Raw genomic sequence first — 15,791 nt, 5'->3', positions numbered from 1 at the left:
TTAGGCTAGTGGCGTGCAACTGCACAAACGAGACGTGATTCGCACAGCGACCGAGATCCTGGACAACTTCGGGATCGCCGACCTGACCATGCGCCGGCTGGCGCGTGAACTCGACGTCACCGCCGGCGCCCTGTACTGGCATTTCGCCAACAAACAGGAACTGCTGGGCGCGGTGGCCGACGAGCTGCTGCGACCCGCCTGCCGGCCGGTCGACGGCCTGGGCTGGCGTGAACGCATCGCCACGGTGTGCAGCCGACTGCGTGACGCACTGCTGTCGCACACCGACGGCGCCGAGCTGGCCTCGTCGAGCTTCGCCTCGGGGCAATCGGCGGCCATGCCGCTGATCCTGGGGTTGCTGGCCGATGCCGCCCGCGACGCCGGGGTGCCGGATGCGCAGACCGAGCTGGCGGCGCGCACCATCGTCTACTACACCCTCGGGTTCACCGTCGATGAGCAGTCGCGGTTGCAGTTGGACTCCGCGGGGGCGCTGCCGGCCGGGCAGTCCGGGCTGGGGGTGGACCGGCCGGACACATTCGGTTTCGGGTTGTCCCTGCTGATCGACGGGATCTCGGTGCGCGGTGGTCTACGGCAGCCGTGAGTTCTCGATCAATCGGTAGTCGACGCGGGCGTCGCCATCCCAGCGCCGGAGTCCGACGAAGAACGCGCGCCGCTCCCGCGTGACACCGCGGGCACAGGCCAGCGCCACCGCGACCTGCTCGGCGGTCAGTTTGCGGCCGAGCGTCGCGTGCGGTGTCCACTGCTGTGAGTCGGTGTGCGGTGCACGCCACGACGACATGTGCGGCGCGCAGATGCGGTTCACCGCGTCGTGCAGCTCGAGCAGTGCGGTGGACGGCACGATGAGGTGCGCCAGGGTGAAGCGGCCCACGCCCAGATCGACCGCTTGGTCCGAGTCGCCAGCATTTTCCGGCCCGTTCGCGGGCGGATGACCGAAGACCAGGGGGGCGCCGACCGTACAGGGCAGGGGCAGGTGCTCCCCCAGCTGCGCCAGCTCGTCGTCCACCGCGGGGTCGATACGGCCCGCCACCGCCATCGTCACGTGCGGCCGGTTGCTGGTGGACGTCACCCGCAGCTGACTGGGCACCCCGGCCTCGGCCAGTTCCGCCCACACCGCCCTCAGCGCAGCGTCGGTGTCGTCGTCGAAGTACAGCTCGATCGAATGTGCCACCGGCTCATTCGATCAAACCGGTCAGCCACTCAGGATCGAACGCCGAAGCACACAGCGTCGAGAAGTCCTGCGCCGACAGTGAACCCGCCCCGGCCGGCAGCGCCGCGCGCACCGGTGCCAGTTCGGCCAGCGCGCCCCGGTTCGACACCTCGGCAGCACCCGGCCGGGCCGGCCACGAGCCGATGACCAATCCGGCGCAGCGCAACCCCCGATGAGCCAGCGATTCCAGGGTCAGGGCCGTGTGGTTGAGGGTGCCCAACGTCGCGGACACCACCACCACGACCGGTGCGTCCAGCCGCTCCGCCAGATCGCGGACCGTGACACCGCCGGCGCCGATCTGCACCAGCAGGCCGCCGGCGCCTTCGACCAGGGTGAGCTGCCCCGGCGCGTCGACGGCACGGATGGCCGCCAGCAGCTCCTCCTCGGTGGGCAGCGGTTCACCGGCCTGCTCCGCGGCTGCGACAGGCGCCAGCGGCTCGGGGTAGCGCGCCAGGCCGTGCAGCCCGGCGATACCCGACAAGCGGCCCACTTCGGCCAGGTCGTCGTCACCGGCTTCGGCTCCGGCCGGGGCGGTTCCGGTCTGCACCGGTTTGCAGACCGCCACGGGCAGGGCGAGGAGGCGCGCATGACACGCCAGCGCGGCGGTGGCCACCGTCTTGCCCACACCGGTTCCGGTCCCGGAAACCACGACGACGCTCATCGGCCGGCCAACACCTCCGTCAACACCCGCCGGGCCAGGCCCAGTTCGTCGGCGGTCAGCGACGCGCGCGCGGTCAGGCGCAGCCGCGATGTCCCCGCGGGCACCGTCGGCGGCCGGAAACAGCCCACCCGGACCCCGCGTTCCAGGCAGGCGGCGGCCGCCGCCACGGCCACCTCCGGCTCGCCGAGGATGACCGACACGACCGCCGACTGTGGTTCGTCGGCGACCCCGCACACCCGCGCCAGTTCGCGCGCGTGGGCCAGGACAGCTCGAGCGCGTTCGGGTTCGGCGGCCAGCAGCTGCAGAGCAGCCAGCGCTGCGCCGACCGCCGCCGGCGCCAAACCGGTGTCGAAGATGAAGGTTCGGGCCGCGTCGATCAGGTGGTCACGGACCGCCACGGATCCGAGCACCGCACCACCCTGGCTGCCCAGCGCCTTGGACAACGTCGTCGTCATCACGATGTCGGGGGCGCCCGCCAGCCCGGTTTCCTGGAGTAGGCCGCGCCCACCGTCGCCACGCACCCCGAGTCCGTGCGCCTCGTCGACCAGCAGCACCGCGCCGTGTTTTCGGCACACCTCGTGCAGCCGGCGCAGCGGCGCCAGCGCCCCGTCTGCGCTGAACACCGAATCGGTGATGACCAGTGCGCGTTCTTCGGTACGGCCCGCCAGGGCCTGCTCGACGGCGTCGACGTCGCGGTGCGGAGTGACCACGACCCGCGCCCGCGAGAGCCGGCAGGCGTCGACCAGGGAGGCGTGGGAATAGGCATCGGAGACCAGCAGCGAGCCGGGGCCCGACAGTGCCACGACGGCGCCGATGTTGGCCGTGTATCCCGACGAGAACACCAAAGCAGCCGGCGCGCCGACGAATTCGGCGAGCGAGCGTTCGAACTGCTGGTGCAGGTCGGTGTCGCCGGTGACGAGCCGGGATCCGGTCGAACCCGCTCCCCAGGTGCGCAGGGCGGCCACCCCGGCCTCGATCACCGCCGGGTGCTGCGACAGCCCGAGGTAATCATTGGAGGCCAGATCCAGTTCCGGCGCCACCGCGGGCCGGGGGCGTAGTGCCCGCCGCAGTCCGGCGGCGCGGCGCTGCTGTTCGGTGGCGTCGAGCCACTCCAGTGGTGATACCTGCGCACGAATCGACACCGATGACCTCGCCATGTCGGGGCGAACGGAACGCCGCCTTAATTGAACACCGTTCAGGCTAGCGCACGCGCCACGGCCACCATCGCCGAGGCGATGCGGTCGATCTCGGCGGGCGTGCACACGAACGGCGGCATCGCGTACACCAGGTTGCGGAACGGGCGCAGCCACACGCCGTGATCCAGCGCCACTGCGGTGGCGACGGCCAGGTCCACCGGCCGGCTCAGCTCCACCACACCGATCGCGCCGCGGACCCGGACATCGGCCACCCCGGCCACGCTGCGCGCGGGCGCCAGCCCGGCCTCCAGGCCCGCGGCGATCTCGGCCACCCGGGTGCGCCAGTCCTGGCCGAGCAGCAGCTCCACACTGGCCACCGCGACGGCGCAGGCCAGCGGATTGGCCATGAACGTCGGGCCGTGCATCAGCGCGCCCGCATCCGAGGCACTGATGACATGGGCGATCTCCCCGGTGCACAAGGTGGCGGCCAGGGTGATGTATCCCCCGGTCAGCGCCTTGCCGACGCACATGATGTCCGGGCTGACCCCGGCATGGTCGGCGGCGAACAGTTCACCGGTGCGCCCGAAACCCGTCGCGATCTCGTCGAAGATCAGCAGCACGTCGTGGCGGTCGCAGATCGCCCGGAGATCGGACAGGTAGCGCGGGTCATGGAACCGCATACCGCCGGCCCCCTGGACCACCGGCTCCACGATGACCGCCGCCACCTGGTGGGCATGTTGGGCCAGCTGCGCGTCGAAGGCCGCGCTGTAGGCCGGGTCGTAGGCGGCGGGCACCGGCGGGGCGAAAACCTGCTCGGTCAGGATGTCGGTCCACAGCGAGTGCATGCCGCCCTCGGGGTCACAGACGCTCATCGGGGTGAACGTGTCGCCGTGGTAGCCGCCGCGCCACGTCATCAGACGGGTCCTGCCGGTGTGGCCGCGGCTGCGCTGGTACTGCACCGCCATCTTGACCGCCACCTCCACCGACACCGACCCGGAGTCGCTGAAGAACACCGTCTCCAGACCGGCGGGGGTGATCTGCACCAGCAGCTGCGCCAACCGGGCCGCCGGTTCGTGGGTGAGACCGCCGAACATCACGTGGCTCATGGTCGACACCTGGCGGGTGACGGCCTCGTCGAGGACCGGGTGCCCGTGCCCGTGTACCGCGGTCCACCACGACGCCATACCGTCGAGCACGTCCACCGACCGTCCGTCCCGGACCACCTTCAGGTAGGCCCCTGCGGCGCTGAGCACCACCGTCGCCGGCAGTGCGCCCGGGGCTCCGATGGTGCTGTACGGATGCCAGACATGCGCGGCGTCGATGGCGCTGATCTCGGCGGGAGTCAATCGGGACTGCGTCGGCACGGGCACCGAGAGTATCGGAGACGACGCGGCGCTTTGCTCACCAGGAGTTACCCAGACCTGTTGGGTACATTGTCTGTCGACCATGATGTTCTTGACCCCGACCAGGCCGGAGCCAGCAACCACTCCGGAACCTGTGACCCCGACCGCGATGGGGACCAGGAAATCGGGTTTCTACCGACATGATCTCGATGGACTGCGCGGTGTGGCCATCGCGCTGGTTGCTGTCTTCCACGTGTGGTTCGGCCGGGTTTCCGGCGGTGTCGACGTGTTCCTCGTGCTGTCCGGCTTCTTCTTCGGTGGCCGGTTGCTGCGCAGCTCGCTGACCCCGGGCCTGAAGCTGTCGCCGGCGCGCGAAGTGACCCGGCTGGTGCGACGGCTGCTGCCGGCGCTGGTGGTGGTGCTCGCGGCGTCCGCTGTCCTGACCATCCTGGTGCAGCCGGAGACCCGCTGGGAGACCTTCGCCGACCAGAGCCTGGCCAGCCTGGGCTATTACCAGAACTGGGAGCTGGCAAACACCGCGTCGGACTATCTGCGCGCCGGTGAGGCCGTCAGTCCGCTGCAACACATCTGGTCGATGTCGGTCCAGGGCCAGTTCTACATCGCGTTCCTGATCATCGTCTTCGGGCTGACCGCACTGCTGCGCCGGCCCCTGGGCAAGCACCTGCGGGTGTTCTTCATCGTGCTGCTGGGCGCGCTGACCATCGCCTCGTTCGTGTACGCGATCATCGCCCACAACGCCGACCAGACCACCGCCTACTACAACAGTTTCGCGCGCGCGTGGGAGCTGCTGCTGGGCGCCGTGGCGGGCGCGCTGGTGGGTCACATCCGCTGGCCGATGTGGCTACGTGTGGTCGCGGCCACCGTGGCGCTGGCGGCCATCCTGTCGTGCGGGTGGCTGATCGACGGAGTGCAGGAGTTCCCCGGGCCGTGGGCGCTGGTCCCGGTGGGCGCAGGAGTCCTGATGATCCTGGCGGCGGCCAACCGGCAGCAGGGTGAGAAGCTCCCGCTGCCGAACCGGATCTTGGCCTGGCGGCCCTTCGTGACGCTGGGTTCGATGGCCTATTCGCTGTACCTGTGGCATTGGCCGCTGCTGATCTTCTGGCTGGTGCTCACCGGACGGGAACACGCCAACTTCGCCGAAGGCGCGGTGATCCTGCTGATCTCCGGAGTGCTGGCCTACCTGACCATGCGGTTCGTCGAGGAGCCGTTGCGCTACCGGGCACCGTCACCGCACGTGGTGAAGGTGTCCTGGCGCAAGCGGCTGCGGCGGCCGACGATGGCGCTGGGCTCGACGGTGATCCTGCTGGGCGTCGCGCTGACCGCCACGTCGTTCACCTGGCGCGAGCACGTCACCGTCCAGCGCGACAACGGCGAGGAACTGGCCGGCCTGAGTTCGCAGGACTACCCGGGCGCCGACGCGCTGCTGCATCAGCGTCGGGTGCCGGATCTTCCGATGCGTCCGACGGTGCTCGAAGCCAAGGACGATCTGCCCCAGTCCACCATCGACGGCTGTATCAGCGACTTCAGCAATGTGAGCATCCTCAACTGCACCTACGGTGACGAGTCGGCGACCCGCACCATCGCGTTGGCCGGTGGCTCGCACGCCGAACACTGGATCACCGCCCTGGACGTGCTGGGCAAGCAGCACGGCTTCAAAGTGGTGACCTACCTCAAGATGGGCTGCCCGCTGACCACCGAAGAACGGCCGCTGGTGATGGGCAGCAACCGGGAGTACCCCAACTGCCACACCTGGAACGAGCGGGTGATGAGCAAGCTGGTCGCCGACCACCCCGACTTCGTGTTCACCACGTCGACCCGGCCGTGGAACATCAAAGCCGGCGATGTCATGCCGGCCACCTATATCGGGATCTGGCAAACGTTGTCCGACAACAAGATTCCAGTGCTGGCGATGCGGGACACGCCGTGGATTCTCGACGAGGACCGCAAGCCGTTCCTGCCGGCGGACTGCCTGGCCAGCGGTGGCGACGCCACGTCGTGTGGGATGAAACGCTCCGAGGCGCTCTCGGCCCACAATCCCACACTCGATTTCGTCGAGCAGTTCCCGCTGCTCAAACCGCTGGACATGAGCGATGCCGTGTGCGGCCAGGAGATCTGCCGCGCTGTCGAGGGAAATGTGCTGCTGTATCACGATTCTCACCACCTGACCGCGACGTACATGCGCACCCTGGTCGACGAACTGGGCAGGCAGATGGGCCCGGCCACCGGCTGGTGGTGAACGTCGCAGTCGTCGCGGGTGGTGCGCATTCGGACCCTCGCGCCGATAAGGTCGAACGATGCCGTCGAGCGAGCCACCCGGTCCATCTGAAGGCCTGCCCGCACCCAGCGCCCCGCTGACACCGGCGCCCACTGTCACCACCGTGTGGCCGGGCACGCCGTATCCGCTCGGGGCAACCTACGACGGGGCCGGCACCAACTTCTCCGTGTTCTCCGAAGTGGCCTCGAAGGTCGAGCTGTGCCTGATCGCCAAGAACGGCACCGAGACGCGTATCGAACTCGACGAGGTGGACGGCTACGTCTGGCATGCGTATCTGCCCACCATCACTCCGGGACAGCGGTACGGGTTCCGGGTGTACGGGCCCTGGGACCCCAGCCGCGGGCACCGGTGTGACCCCAGCAAGCTGCTGCTGGACCCGTATGGAAAATCGTTCCACGGCGACTTCGACTTCAGCCAGGCGCTGTTCTCCTACGACCTGGAAGCCGACGACCTGGCCTCCGGCGGGATCCCGCCCATGGTGGACTCGCTGGGTCACACGATGACCAGCGTGGTGATCAACCCGTTCTTCAATTGGCAGTCCGACCGGGCGCCGCGCACGCCCTACCACGAGACGATCATCTACGAGGCGCACGTCAAGGGCATGACGCAGACGCACCCCGGCGTGCCCGAGGAACTCCGCGGGACCTACGCCGGGCTGGCCCACCCGGTGATCATCGACCATCTCAAATCGCTGAACGTGACAGCCATCGAGTTGATGCCGGTGCACCAGTTCATGCACGACCACCGCCTGCTGGATCTGGGACTGCGCAACTACTGGGGCTACAACTCCGTGGGCTTCTTCGCCCCGCACTACCAGTACGCGGCCACCCGACACGCCGGCGGCGCCGTCGCCGAGTTCAAGACCATGGTCAGGGCGTTCCACGAAGCCGGTATCGAGGTGATCCTCGATGTGGTCTACAACCACACCGCCGAGGGCAACCACCTCGGACCGACGGTCAACTTCCGCGGTATCGACAACGCCGCCTACTACCGGCTGCTGGACGGCGACGCCCGCCTCTACAAGGACTTCACCGGCACCGGCAACAGCCTCAACGCCCGTCATCCTCACACTCTGCAGCTGATCATGGATTCGCTGCGTTATTGGGTACTGGAGATGCATGTGGATGGTTTCCGGTTCGACCTGGCCTCGACGCTGGCCCGCGAGTTTTACGACGTGGACCGGCTCTCGGCGTTCTTCGACCTCGTGCAGCAAGACCCGGTGATCAGCCAGGTGAAGCTGATCGCCGAACCGTGGGACGTCGGTGAAGGCGGATACCAGGTGGGCAATTTCCCTGGTTTGTGGACCGAGTGGAACGGGAAATATCGCGACACTGTGCGCGATTACTGGCGGGGCGAGCCCGCAACTCTGGGCGAATTCGCCTCCCGACTCACCGGGTCCTCCGACCTCTACGAGGCCACCGGACGGCGTCCGAGCGCGTCGATCAACTTCGTCACCGCTCACGACGGCTTCACCCTGGCCGACCTGGTGTCCTACAACGAGAAGCACAACCTGGCCAACGGTGAGGACAACCGCGACGGCGAGAGCCACAACCGGTCGTGGAACTGCGGGGTCGAAGGACCCACCGACGACCCCGAGATCCTGGAGCTGCGCGCCAAACAGATGCGCAACATCTGGGCCACCCTGATGGTCAGTCAGGGCACCCCGATGATCAGCCACGGCGACGAGATCGGCCGCACCCAGCACGGCAACAACAATGCCTACTGCCAGGACTCGCCGCTGTCTTGGATGGATTGGTCGCTGTGCCAGTCGAATACAGACCTGCTGGCATTCACCCGCAAGGTGACGGCGTTCCGCAAGGCGCACCCGGTGTTCAAGCGTCGCAGGTTCTTCGAGGGCAAGCCCATCCGTACCGGCGAGCAGGCCCGTGACATCGCCTGGCTGACCACCGCCGGACAGGAGATGACGCCCGAAGACTGGGGATCCGGTTTCGGGCAGTGCGTGGCGGTGTTCCTCAACGGCGACGCGATTCCGGCGCCGAATGCCCGCGGCGAACGTGTGGTCGACGACTCGTTCCTGTTGTGCTTCAACTCCCACCCCGAACCCGTGGAATTCACCACACCCGACACCAGCTACGCCCACGAGTGGACCGCCGCCGTGGACACCGCTGATTCCCGAGGAGATAGTGACCTGGTGGTCAAAGCCGGAGAGACCGTGTCTCTACAGCCCCGTTCCGTACTGATCCTGCGTAAGACGGTCTGAACCCATGACCTCTCCTGTGCTGTCGACATATCGACTCCAGTTGCGCGGCGACGAGTTTCGCTTCGAAGATGCCGAGAAGCTGGTCGACTACCTGGCCGATCTCGGGGTCAGCCATCTGTACCTGTCGCCCGTCCTGACACCCGTACCGGGCTCGACCCATGGGTACGACGTCACCGACCCCACCACGGTGTCCGCCGAACTCGGTGGAGCGCAAGGCCTTTCATCGCTGGCCTCCGCAGCCCGCGGACGCGGCCTCGGGATCATCGTCGACATCGTGCCCAACCACGTCGGGGTGGACAAACCCGAACTCAACCCTTGGTGGTGGGACGTCCTGCGGCACGGCGAACAGTCGCAGTACTCCACGTATTTCGACATCGACTGGACCCTGGATCCGGACCGCAGAATCGTATTGCCGGTGCTCGGATCCGACTCCGATGTCGATGACCTGCAGGTGGACGGGGACGTGTTGCGCCTCGGCGATCTCGCTTTCCCGATCGCGCCCGGTACCGGTGACGGAACCGGTCCCGAGGTGCACGACCGGCAACACTACCGGCTGATCGGCTGGCGCAACGGGGTGTGCGGGTACCGCCGCTTCTTCTCCATCACCTCGCTGGCCGGGATCCGCCAGGAGGACCGCGACGTCTTCGACGCCAGTCACGCCGAAGTGCGCCGATGGTTCACCGAGGGGCTGGTCGACGGGGTGCGGGTGGACCACCCCGACGGCCTGTCCGACCCGGCCGGTTACCTGCAGTGGTTACGCGAATTGATCGGTCCGAACGCCTATCTGGTGGTCGAGAAGATACTCGCCGCCGACGAGGCGCTGGAACCGACACTGCCCGTCAACGGCACCACCGGCTACGACGCCCTGCGTGAGGTGGGCGGCCTGTTCATCGACCCCACCGGCGAAGAGGCACTGACCGCGTTGGCCGCATCGGCCGGGTTCGATCACGCCGAGGTGGCAGCCATGGAAGCCGACCTCAAGATCGGCGCGGCCACCGAAACCCTGTCCAGTGAGCTGGCCCGGCTGACCCGGGTGATCGTCGCCGCGGTGGGCCACGACCACCCGCTGCTGCCCGACGCAGTGGCAGCGCTGCTGACCAATCTCGGTGTCTACCGCAGCGACTACCGCGGATTGTCGGCACTTCTGCCCACCGCGATCGCCGAAACAGCCGCCGCCGCACCGCAACTGGCGCGCCCTCTGGAGCTGGTGTCGGCGGCGGTGGCCGCCGGAGGCGAGGCATCGGTGCGCATCCAGCAGTTGTGTGGCGCGGTCACAGCCAAGGCCGTCGAGGACTGCTTGTTCTACCGCGATGCCCGGCTGGTCTCCCTCAACGAAGTCGGCGGTGCGCCGGAACGGTTCGGGGTCAGCGCAGCGGAGTTCCACCAGAGTTCAGCGCTGCGGGCGCAGTTGTGGCCCACCGCGATGACGACGTTGACGACCCACGACACCAAACGCGGCGAAGACGTCCGCGCCCGGATCGGGGTGCTGTCTCAGGTGCCGTCCCTGTGGGCCCAACTCGTCACCGGATGGGAGTCCCAGGCGCCCTCCCCCGATGCCGCCACCGGATTGTTCCTGTGGCAGAACATCTTCGGCGTGTGGCCCGAAAGCGGCGAAGTCACCGAAGAGCTGCGCGGCCGGCTGCACGGGTACGCCGAGAAGGCCATCCGGGAGGCTGCGGTGCACACCACGTGGAACGACCCCGACGAGGCATTCGAGGGTGCGGTCCACGCGTGGGTGGACCAGGTGCTCGACGGCCCGGTCGCCACCGAGATCACCGCCCTGGTGAAACGGCTCTCCGCCCATGCCCACAGTGACGCGCTGGCGCAGAAACTGTTGGCGCTCACCGTGCCCGGTGTACCCGACGTCTATCAGGGCACCGAGTTGTTCGAAGACAGCCTGGTGGACCCCGACAACCGCAGGCCGGTGGATTACCCCGCGCGCCGCGACGCACTGGCCGCCGGTGACCATCCCAAGATCCGGGTGGTCACCGCGGCGCTGCAGGCGCGCCGCCGGCGCCCGGACAGCTTCCTGGCCGGCGGCTACACCCCGGTGATCGCCGAGGGTTCCGCCGCCGAGCAGTTGGTGGCGTTCCGGCGCGCAGACGATGTTCTGGTGGCGGTCAGCCGCTGGACCGTGCGCCTGGAGGAAACCGGTTGGGGTAACACCACTTTGACGTTGCCACCCGGCACCTGGACCGACTTGATCTCCGGCACGGTGCTCAGCGGCACCGTGAGTGCCGAGCAACTGTTCACCGACCTCTCGGTCGTCCTGCTGGAGAAAACCGATGCCTGAACATGAATTCGCGGTCTGGGCGCCGAAACCCGAGTTGGTGCGGCTGGACATCGCGGGAACCGCGCATGCGATGACCCGGTATGACGACGGATGGTGGCGCACCACACTGGAAGTCGCCCCGGATGTCCGGTACGGCTTCCTGCTCGATGACGACCCGACCGTCCTGCCCGACCCGCGCTCCCCGCGTCAACCGGACGGCGTGCACGAACGCTCCCAGCTGTGGGACCCGGCCTCGGTGGAATGGAGCGACCAGAAGTGGTCGGGCCGCTCCATCGAGGGTGCGGTGATCTACGAACTGCACATCGGCACCTTCACCGCCGACGGCACTTTCGACGCCGCCATCGCGAAGCTGGATCACCTGCTGGACCTCGGTGTCGACTTCGTTGAGCTGATGCCGGTGAACGCGTTCAGCGGCACCTACGGCTGGGGTTATGACGGCGTGCTGTGGTGGGCCGTGCACGAACCTTACGGCGGGCCGGACGGGTTGGCGCGGTTCATCGACGCCTGCCACACCCGTGGCCTGGGCGTGCTGATCGATGCCGTGTTCAACCATCTGGGGCCGTCGGGCAACTATCTACCCCGTTACGGGCCGTATCTGTCCGCGGCGAGCAATCCGTGGGGCGAAGGCATCAACATCGCCGACGAGAATTCCGACGAGGTGCGCAACCTGATCATCGGGTGCGCGCTGCGCTGGATGCGCGATTTCCACGCCGACGGCCTGCGCCTGGATGCCGTGCACGCGCTGGTGGACACCACCGCCATTCACATTCTCGAAGAACTGTCCGCCGAAACCGACGCGCTGTCAGCACAATTGGGCCGCGCGCTGTCTCTGATCGCCGAAACCGACCGCAATGATCCGCGGTTCATCACACCGCGCGACCACGGCGGCCTCGGTATGACCGCGCAGTGGGATGACGACATCCACCATGCTCTGCACACCGCGGTGTCCGGGGAACGGCAGGGCTACTACCACGACTTCGGGTCGATCGAGACGCTGGCGCACACGCTGAAGAACGGCTTCTTCCACGCGGGCACCTATTCGTCGTTCCGGGGTCGTCGGCACGGGAGACCGCTGGATACCAGCACGATTCCGGGTTACCGGCTGCTGGCCTACACCTGTACGCACGATCAGGTGGGCAACCGCGCCATCGGGGACCGTCCGTCGGCCTATCTGGATGCCGGTCAGCTGGCCGTCAGCGCAGCGCTGGCCTTGCTGACACCGTTCACGGCGATGCTGTTCATGGGTGAGGAATGGGCGGCGTCCACGCCGTTCCAGTTCTTCTCGTCGCATCCCGAGCCCGAGTTGGCCGAGGCCACCCGCAAGGGCCGCAAGGCCGAGTTCGCCTCGCACGGCTGGGACGCCGACGACATCCCCGACCCGCAGGACCCGGAGACATTCCTGCGGTCCAAGCTGGACTGGGCCGAACTGGACAGCGGCGGGCACGCCGAGCTGTTGCAGCTGTACCGCGATCTGATCGCATTGCGTAAACGGGAGCCGGATCTCGCGGACTTCTGGCTGGACCACATGGGCGTCGACTACGACGAAGCCGAGCGCTGGATCATCCTGCGGCGCGGCAGCCTGTCCATCGCCCTGAATCTCGGTGAGCAAGCGGTCACCGTGCCCGCCGGCGGTGAGGTGGTACTGGCCTGGGGTGAGCCGAAGCCGGGCGGTGAGAGCACCGAACTGCCGGCGCATTCCTTCGCCGTGCTGAAAGGCTGAAACGCCGTCCTGTTCCCTGCTGCGGTGATCCACCGCGCCTGTGCATGGCGGAATACCGGGTCGGCGGTGGGCAGGCATGCTCGCGGCATGTACAGCTATCACGCTCCTTCCGTCGGGGCCGCCCCCGGCACACTTCACTCCTCCGAGGATCTTCGTCGGCGGTGGCTGGCGCTGATGAACCCGCTGGGCTTCGGTAGGCAGGCGCTGTGGATGACGTTTGTGACGGCGGACCGGCGCATGGAGAAGGCGCTCACTCAATTCCCCGCCCAGTCCTACGACGACTGGTTGTTGGTCTTCAGTGTGATCGTCGACCTCAGTGAGACCGTCGACCAGATGATTCCGGGAAGCGAAGCGGCCTTCCTGTTCTCGCGACCGGGCTCGGGGACCGCGGTGTCCGATGAGGATCTGCACTGGGCGGACATGGTGCTCGGAGCCGCGGAGATGCACGGCCTGCCGATCGCGCCGTTCTTTCGGGTCAACGACACCTCGGTGGTCAGGGTGGTTCCGGGCAACTGAGGCTGTGGATAACGGAATTCGCCGACAGGTGCCCGCCCTAGCCCGCCGAGACCGCGAGCGCGCGGCCGGGGTGATCGCGGAGTTACCCGCGGCACTCGAGGATTGGCTCGGAGCGGGCACCACCGTGGCATTCCTGTTGACGCGCCCGGGGCGGGATGGGATCTCCGAGGACGATCGTCAGTGGGCTGCGCTGGTCAGAGTGCGGCCCAGCAGCTGAGCTCCATGGTGTCGTTGGCCTTGCCGGGGAAGTTCAGGCTGACAAAACCGTTCGCCGGGTTCCGCACGTAGTCGAGATAGGGTGCAGCACCGGCACTTTCGGTGTTGTCGGCAACCACCAGCGCGCCCGGTGACAGCTTCGGCTGCAGCAGGGTCAGTACGTCGAGGTACATCTCCTTCCACCCGTCGAGCAGCACCACACCGACCGGGCCGTCCACCGTGGGCAGGGTGCTCATCGCGTCACCCTGGAGGACCGAGATCAGATCGGAGACGCCGGCTTCGGCGAATGTCGCTGTGGCAGCGGCGATCTTGGACTCGCTGAGTTCGGTGGTGAACACCCGGCCGTGCCCGTTGTCGCGCACGGCGGCGGCCAGGTGCAGGGTCGAGATGCCGAAGGACATGCCGAACTCGACCACCGCCTGTGGCCGCGCGGAGCGGATGAGTGAGTACAGCAGCTTGCCCGCCATGGGGGCGATCGGCATGTAGACCTGCGCCATGGCGTCGGCGCGTTCCTGTGGGGTCCCCTCCAGCGTCCGCGGACGCTGGCCCGGTGGACGGCTGCGGCGTTGTTCGTCGGCTTTCCGGTAGAGCGCGGCGATGGTGTCGGCGACCGGACCGGTATGCAGCGTCGAACTCATGGGCCCAACGGTAGCCAGCCACCCTGTGTGGCCGCTATGTCCTGGCGAGCGCGCGTTGTGTGCACGATTTGCGCGGCGTGTTGCGGGCAGACACGCTCGCTCGGCCGGGAGGTCAGGTGAGGTAGCGGGAGAGGTCAGGTGAGGTAGCGGTAGGCCGGTGAGCCGGGTTCGAGCGCCTCGACGTGGCACTCCGAGGCCTTCATCCGGTCCAGCAGACCTTCGAGGCCGGCGGCAGAACCCAGTTCGACACCCACCAACGCCTCACCGGTCTCCCGGTTGTTGCGCTTGACGTACTCGAACAAGGTGATGTCGTCATTGGGGCCGAGCACCTCGTCGAGGAAGCGCCGCAGCGCACCCGGCTCCTGCGGGAAGTCGACCAGGAAATAGTGCTTGAGCCCGAGATGCACCAGCGACCGTTCGAGCACCTCGCCATAGCGGGAGACGTCGTTGTTGCCGCCGGAGATCAGGCACACCACCACCGAACCCGGGGTGATATCGGCTTCGAGCAGCCCAGCGACGGACAGTGCGCCCGCCGGTTCGGCGATGATGCCCTCGTTCTGGTAGAGGTCCAGCATCGCGGTGCAGACCGCACCTTCGTCGACCGTGCTCAACGACACCATGTCGCCGGCCGCCGACAGCGCCGCGAACGGATATGCACCGGCCCGGTTCACGGCCGCGCCGTCGACGAACTGGTCCACGTGATCCAGCGTGACCGGCTCACCGGCGGCCAGCGCGGCGACCATCGACGCGGCACCCGCGGGCTCGACGCCCAGCACCGCGGTACGCGAAGTCCGCTCGGCGAGATAGGTGGTGATACCGCTGATACAGCCGCCGCCACCGACGGGCACGATCACCAGATCGGGTTCGCTGTCGAGCTGGTCGAGGATCTCGACGGCGATGGTGCCCTGCCCGGCCATGGTCCGGGGATCGTCGTAGGGCGGCACCAGGGTGGCACCGGTACGCGCAACATCGGCTCGGGCCGCCTCGGCGGCCAGATCGTAGGTGGCTCCGCCCACGATCAGCTCGATGAAGTCACCGCCGTGATAGCGGATACGGTCGCGCTTCTGCTTCGGTGTCTTGGCCGGCACATAGACCCGGCCGTGGATACCCATGGACCGGCAGGCCAGCGCGAACCCCTGGGCGTGGTTGCCGGCCGAGGAGCACACCACCCCGGCGGCGATCTCCTCGGCACTGAGCTGCATGAGCAGGTTGTAGGCACCGCGCAGTTTGTAGGACCGGACCGACTGCAGGTCCTCACGCTTGAGGTACACCAAGGCGCCGGTCAACTGCGACAACCGGTCGCTGAACTGCAGGGGGCTCGGTGTCACCACACCGCTGATCCGCTGTGCCGCCGCGTCGATGTCGGCCGCGGACAGCGGCGATACCGTGCGGGGACTCTGGCTCACATCAGCAGACACCGGTCAATGGTGCCACGCTCGGCCGATGCCCAGAAAATCGCGCGGACCGGCCATCCATCGCCGGGCGCTCCGGCCAGCCGGACCGGCCTGACCGGTTCAACCTGATCA

The 15,791-nt window shown here is 67.8% G+C and carries 13 protein-coding genes; 7 read left to right on the top strand and 6 right to left on the bottom strand.

Translation table 11 applies throughout. The features are described from left to right. Nucleotides 1-13: 13 nt before the first annotated feature. Entirely contained in the window at nucleotides 14-598 is a 585-nt protein-coding gene (locus tag NL241_RS16965; RefSeq protein ID WP_487695891.1) for a TetR/AcrR family transcriptional regulator C-terminal domain-containing protein, read from the top strand. Here NL241_RS16965 and NL241_RS16960 read toward each other — a convergent pair. From NL241_RS16960 to NL241_RS16945, 4 genes are read right to left on the bottom strand one after another with little or no spacing between them, the layout of a single operon-like run. Continuing rightward, nucleotides 584-1,186 carry a 2'-5' RNA ligase family protein gene (locus tag NL241_RS16960; protein WP_487695892.1) on the bottom strand — a complete coding sequence of 201 codons (603 nt, stop codon included), beginning with the start codon at nucleotides 1,184-1,186 and terminating at the stop codon, nucleotides 584-586. The two genes, NL241_RS16965 and NL241_RS16960, sit on opposite strands and share 15 nt — an antisense overlap. Before the next feature lie 4 nt (nucleotides 1,187-1,190). Further along, nucleotides 1,191-1,886 (bottom strand): dethiobiotin synthase, encoded by a 696-nt coding sequence (gene bioD, locus NL241_RS16955; RefSeq protein ID WP_494398153.1) that lies wholly within the window; start codon nucleotides 1,884-1,886, stop codon nucleotides 1,191-1,193. Then, entirely contained in the window at nucleotides 1,883-3,028 is a 1,146-nt protein-coding gene (locus NL241_RS16950; protein WP_494398152.1) for an 8-amino-7-oxononanoate synthase, read from the bottom strand. The genes bioD and NL241_RS16950 overlap by 4 nt, the downstream gene beginning before the upstream one ends. 53 nt (nucleotides 3,029-3,081) lie before the next feature. Beyond that, the gene (locus NL241_RS16945) at nucleotides 3,082-4,386 is read right to left on the bottom strand and encodes an adenosylmethionine--8-amino-7-oxononanoate transaminase (RefSeq protein ID WP_494398151.1); all 1,305 of its coding nucleotides are present in this window, start codon (nucleotides 4,384-4,386) and stop codon (nucleotides 3,082-3,084) included. Nucleotides 4,387-4,468: 82 nt separating this feature from the next. Between NL241_RS16945 and sucT the strand changes: the two genes are divergently transcribed. From sucT to NL241_RS16915, 6 genes are all read left to right on the top strand, one after another. Continuing rightward, a complete protein-coding gene (gene sucT / locus NL241_RS16940; protein ID WP_494398150.1) occupies nucleotides 4,469-6,622 on the top strand; it encodes an acetyltransferase SucT in 2,154 nt (717 codons plus the stop codon). Nucleotides 6,623-6,680: 58 nt separating this feature from the next. Beyond that, nucleotides 6,681-8,882, top strand: a complete 2,202-nt coding sequence (glgX, locus tag NL241_RS16935) for a glycogen debranching protein GlgX (RefSeq protein ID WP_487695898.1) — start codon at nucleotides 6,681-6,683, stop codon at nucleotides 8,880-8,882. 4 nt (nucleotides 8,883-8,886) lie between these two features. Continuing rightward, nucleotides 8,887-11,175, top strand: coding sequence for a malto-oligosyltrehalose synthase (treY, locus tag NL241_RS16930; protein ID WP_494398149.1), 2,289 nt, complete (start codon nucleotides 8,887-8,889; stop codon nucleotides 11,173-11,175). Then, a complete protein-coding gene (treZ, locus tag NL241_RS16925) occupies nucleotides 11,168-12,895 on the top strand; it encodes a malto-oligosyltrehalose trehalohydrolase (protein WP_494398148.1) in 1,728 nt (575 codons plus the stop codon). Before treY ends, treZ begins: the two co-directional genes overlap by 8 nt. 87 nt (nucleotides 12,896-12,982) lie before the next feature. Further along, nucleotides 12,983-13,411 carry a hypothetical protein gene (locus tag NL241_RS16920; protein WP_494398147.1) on the top strand — a complete coding sequence of 143 codons (429 nt, stop codon included), beginning with the start codon at nucleotides 12,983-12,985 and terminating at the stop codon, nucleotides 13,409-13,411. Between the two features lie 28 nt (nucleotides 13,412-13,439). Next, the gene (locus NL241_RS16915) at nucleotides 13,440-13,628 is read left to right on the top strand and encodes a hypothetical protein (RefSeq protein ID WP_494398146.1); all 189 of its coding nucleotides are present in this window, start codon (nucleotides 13,440-13,442) and stop codon (nucleotides 13,626-13,628) included. On the opposite strand, the gene NL241_RS16910 is transcribed toward NL241_RS16915, so the two are convergent. Then, nucleotides 13,606-14,265, bottom strand: a complete 660-nt coding sequence (locus tag NL241_RS16910; protein WP_487695903.1) for an O-methyltransferase — start codon at nucleotides 14,263-14,265, stop codon at nucleotides 13,606-13,608. The genes NL241_RS16915 and NL241_RS16910 overlap by 23 nt on opposite strands. A gap of 134 nt (nucleotides 14,266-14,399) precedes the next feature. Beyond that, nucleotides 14,400-15,683, bottom strand: a complete 1,284-nt coding sequence (ilvA, locus tag NL241_RS16905; protein ID WP_494398145.1) for a threonine ammonia-lyase IlvA — start codon at nucleotides 15,681-15,683, stop codon at nucleotides 14,400-14,402. Nucleotides 15,684-15,791: the final 108 nt, after the last annotated feature.

Source organism: Mycolicibacterium sp. SMGY-1XX (assembly GCF_059132455.1).
This window is presented reverse-complemented; position numbering and strand designations above follow the sequence as displayed.

What these genes read in the sequence shown, in the direction of transcription:
- bioD (WP_494398153.1), bottom strand. Translation starts at nt 1,886, where the DNA reads ATGAGCGTCGTCGTGGTTTCCGGGACCGGAACCGGTGTGGGCAAGACG.
- sucT (WP_494398150.1), top strand. Translation starts at nt 4,469, where the DNA reads ATGATGTTCTTGACCCCGACCAGGCCGGAGCCAGCAACCACTCCGGAA.
- glgX (WP_487695898.1), top strand. Translation starts at nt 6,681, where the DNA reads ATGCCGTCGAGCGAGCCACCCGGTCCATCTGAAGGCCTGCCCGCACCC.
- treY (WP_494398149.1), top strand. Translation starts at nt 8,887, where the DNA reads ATGACCTCTCCTGTGCTGTCGACATATCGACTCCAGTTGCGCGGCGAC.
- treZ (WP_494398148.1), top strand. Translation starts at nt 11,168, where the DNA reads ATGCCTGAACATGAATTCGCGGTCTGGGCGCCGAAACCCGAGTTGGTG.
- NL241_RS16920 (WP_494398147.1), top strand. Translation starts at nt 12,983, where the DNA reads ATGTACAGCTATCACGCTCCTTCCGTCGGGGCCGCCCCCGGCACACTT.
- NL241_RS16910 (WP_487695903.1), bottom strand. Translation starts at nt 14,265, where the DNA reads ATGAGTTCGACGCTGCATACCGGTCCGGTCGCCGACACCATCGCCGCG.